Annotated in this window: 3 protein-coding genes; all 3 read left to right on the top strand. The window is 65.3% G+C overall.

Annotated features, from left to right (window positions below; all coding sequences use genetic code 11):
* Positions 1-191 precede the first annotated feature (191 nt).
* Positions 192-1,040 carry a fumarylacetoacetate hydrolase family protein gene (locus ABZD10_RS14290; RefSeq protein ID WP_372887494.1) on the top strand — a complete coding sequence of 283 codons (849 nt, stop codon included), beginning with the start codon at positions 192-194 and terminating at the stop codon, positions 1,038-1,040.
* 240 nt (positions 1,041-1,280) lie between these two features.
* Positions 1,281-2,291 (top strand): efflux RND transporter periplasmic adaptor subunit, encoded by a 1,011-nt coding sequence (locus tag ABZD10_RS14285; RefSeq protein ID WP_372887492.1) that lies wholly within the window; start codon positions 1,281-1,283, stop codon positions 2,289-2,291.
* The coding region (locus ABZD10_RS14280) for an efflux RND transporter permease subunit (RefSeq protein WP_372887490.1) at positions 2,281-3,695 on the top strand (1,415 nt) is incomplete at its 3' end. The genes ABZD10_RS14285 and ABZD10_RS14280, both read left to right, overlap by 11 nt.

The raw sequence follows: 3,695 nt of genomic DNA, 5'->3' as shown, positions 1-3,695 counted from the left end.
CCCCGAGGCCGCCGACAAGGCGGCGCGGGCCCATATCGACTTTGTCGAGAAATCCTTCCGCATCGGCCACCAGCGCGAGCTGCGCGAAAGGGCTGCCAAGAAACGGCGGGTGCTGGCCGGGCAGAAATAGCCGCCCCGGACCTGTGGTTGAAAAATCTGACTGTCACGGCGAACTTGAAGGAAATTTTCACATGAAACTGATGCGGTACGGCGACCGCCATGGTCCCAAGACACCCTGTATGCTCGACAAGGCGGGCGTGGCCCGGGATGTGTCCGGCCTGGTTGCGGATTTCACGCCTGACAGCCTGACCGAAGCCTGTATCGCCGCGCTGCGGGCCACCGACCCCGAAACCCTTCCGGTCGCCGAGATCGCCGGCAAACCCGTGGCGTCGCCCGTCGCGCAGCCGCGCAACATCTATTGTATCGGCCTCAATTACTCGGACCACGCGGCCGAGGCCGGGTTGCCCGTGCCGGAAGAGCCGATCCTGTTCAACAAGTCCTCAGGCGCCTTTTGCGGCCCCGATGACGACATTCTCTACAGCCCCAGAATGTCCAAGCTCGACTGGGAGGTGGAGCTGGCCATCGTGATCGGCAAGGGCGGGCTGAACATCGCCCGTGAAGCGGCGCGGGATCACATTCTCGGCTATACGCTGGTCAATGATGTGTCCGAACGGGCCTGGCAGATGGAGCGCGGCGGCCAATGGGCCAAGGGCAAATCCTTTCCCAATTTCTGCCCCACCGGCCCCTGGCTGGTCACCGGGGACGAGATCGACCACGGCGCCGGTCTTGCGATGTGGCTGGACGTCAACGGCCAGCGCCGGCAAAGCGGCAACACGGACAACATGATCTTTGACTGCGCGACCATCGTCAGCCACCTCAGCGAGTTCCTTCGCCTCGAACCCGGCGACCTGATCTGCACCGGAACGCCGCCGGGCGTCGGCGCCGGCATGAAGCCTCCGGTCTGGTTGCAGCCGGGCGATGTCGTGACGCTGGGCATCGATGGTCTCGGGATGCAGACCCAGACCGTGGTCGCATTGTGAGCCGGCTTCGCCCCTGACGTATACCCACGCCGGGGGCGGCTTTGCTGACGTCCCTTGGGCGCATGAACCGGTTTTCTGATGGGGCGTCGTTCAGGGCGCGGCCAGGGCGTGGCCGGACGTGGTGGCCGCGCGGCCGGGCTTCGGATTTGCAGGGTCTTTTTGCCCAGGGTCTTTTCACCCAGGGTCTTTTAAATTCCAATAACTGAATATATATAGGGCTTCATGTGCCGGAGGGCACTGTTGAAACGTGGCAACGAGGGTGACGCGATGAAGGCCTTGGGATTGAAACTGGCGCTGGTTCTGATGCTGGCTGGCGGGCCTCTGGCGGCAGGATCGGAAACGGCGCGCCGGATTGAAGTGGTTGAATGGAAAGCCGTTTTCGCGCGCATCGAAACCCGCGATCAGGTGCCTGCGCGCAGCCGCCTTGGGGGCGTGATCGAGAAGATCGACGTCTCCGAAGGCGATCACGTCGCCCGGGGGCAGGTGATCGGCAGGGTCAAGGACGACAAGCTTCTTTTGCAGCGCGAGGCTATCGATTCGCAGCTGCGCTCGCTGGAATCGCAACTGGCCAATGCCCGGACCGAGCTGGATCGGGGTGAAAATCTTCTGCGTCAGGGCGTGGCGACCAAACAGCGGGTCGACGCCCTGCGCACGCAGGTCGACGTGCTGGTCGGCCAGATCGATACCGTCCAGGCCGAGCGCGAGGTGGTCCTGCAGCGTGTCGCCGAAGGGGCGGTTCTGGCGCCGATCCGGGGGCGGATCCTCAGCGTGCCGGTGACGGCGGGTTCGGTCATCATGCCGGGCGAGCCGGTGGCGTTGATCGGCGGTGGTGGTGTCTATCTGCGCCTGGCGGTGCCCGAACGCCACGCCGAGAGCCTGCGACAGGGCGATGACATCCTGATCGGCCACGGCGAAACCGACATCAGGGGCACGCTGGTCAAACTCTACCCGATGATCGAGAACGGTCGGGTGATCGCCGATGTCGAGGTCGAGGGGCTGGCCACAGATTTCGTCAACGCCCGGGTTCTGGTGCGTCTTCCGGTCGGCACGAAGCCGGCCGTCGTGGTGCCCGCCGGGGCGGTCCAGACGCGCATGGGGCTGGATTTCGTCGCCATCCGCGACGACCTGGGCGCAAGCGTCGACCGCGCGGTGGTGCTCGGAGAGACCCATGCCGTCGACGGTGCGGCGATGATCGAAATCCTGTCCGGCCTAGCCGGCGGCGAAACCCTGGTGATGCACGATGAGCAATGATCCGTCCGAGACCCCTCTTGGCCTTGCCGGGGGGCTGACCAAGTCCTTCATCCGCTCGGCGCTGACGCCGCTGATGATCCTCGCCGCGCTGGCGGTGGGGCTGGTGGCGCTGATGAGCCTGCCGCGCGAGGAAGAGCCGCAGATTTCCGTGCCGCTGGTCGATATTCACATTCAGGCGCCGGGGCTGAAGGCCGAGGATGCGGTCAAGCTGGTCACCGAACCGGTCGAGAGCATCATCAAGGGTCTGAACGGCGTCGAACATGTCTATTCGCAGAGCCGCGATGACTATGTCATGGTCACCGCGCGCTTCATCGTCGGCACCTCGGCCGATGCTGCGATCCTGCGGGTGCACGAGAAGATGCGTGCCAACATGGATCGCATCCCTGTCGGCATCGACGAGCCGCTGATCGTCGGGCGCGGCATCGACGATGTGGCGATCGTGTCGCTGACGCTGTCTCCGCGCGACACCGGCAGGGGCGTCACCGCCAACGACCTCACGCGCGTGGCGCGCGAATTGCAGGTCGAACTGTCCAAGATCGGTGATGTCGGTTTCACCTATATCGTCGGCGAGACCCCCGAGGCGCTCCGCATCGCGCCCGACCCGGAGCGGCTGGCGCTATACGGCGTGACGCTGCAACAGCTGGCGGGCAAGATCCAGGGGGCCAACAGGTCGTTTTCGACCGGGCTGGTGCGCGACGGCGGCGAGCAGGTGATGCTGGTGGCGGGGGAAACCCTGAAAACCCCGACCGAGATCGGCAACCTGCTGCTGACCGCGCGCGACAATCGCCCGGTCTATGTCCGGGATGTCGCCGACATCGGCTATGTCGCCGACGGCGCGGAAAAGATCGTCAGCCATGTCACCCGCGACGCGGATGGCGGGCTGCGCCGGGTGCCGGCGGTGACTCTGGCGCTGGCCAAGCGGGCCGGGGCCAACGCGGTGATCGTTGCCGAAGATATCCTGCATGCGGTCGACGCGCTCGAGGGGCAGCTGATCCCCGACAGTATCGAGGTCACGGTCACCCGCGACTATGGCGAGACGGCGGATGAAAAGGCCAATGAACTCCTGTTCCACCTCGGGCTGGCCACGGTGTCGATCGTCGGCCTGGTGCTGATCGCCATCGGCTGGCGCGAGAGCATCGTGGTGGCCATCGTGATCCCGGTCACCATCCTGCTGACGCTGTTCGCGGCCTGGATCCTTGGCTACACGCTGAACCGGGTGTCGCTTTTCGCGCTGATCTTCTCGATCGGCATCCTTGTCGACGATGCCATCGTGGTGATCGAGAATATCGCCCGCCACTGGGGCATGCCCGGCAAGGGAGACCGGGTCAGCCGCGCCATTCATGCGGTGGCCGAGGTCGGCAACCCGACCATCGTCGCCACGCTGACGGTGGTGGCGGCGCTGCT

Origin of the sequence: Shimia sp. (assembly GCF_041624275.1) — a bacterium.
In the GTDB taxonomy this organism is placed as follows: Bacteria; Pseudomonadota; Alphaproteobacteria; order Rhodobacterales; family Rhodobacteraceae; genus Shimia.
The sequence above is the reverse complement of the archived record's forward strand: the minus strand, read 5'-3'. Positions and strand labels throughout refer to the sequence as shown.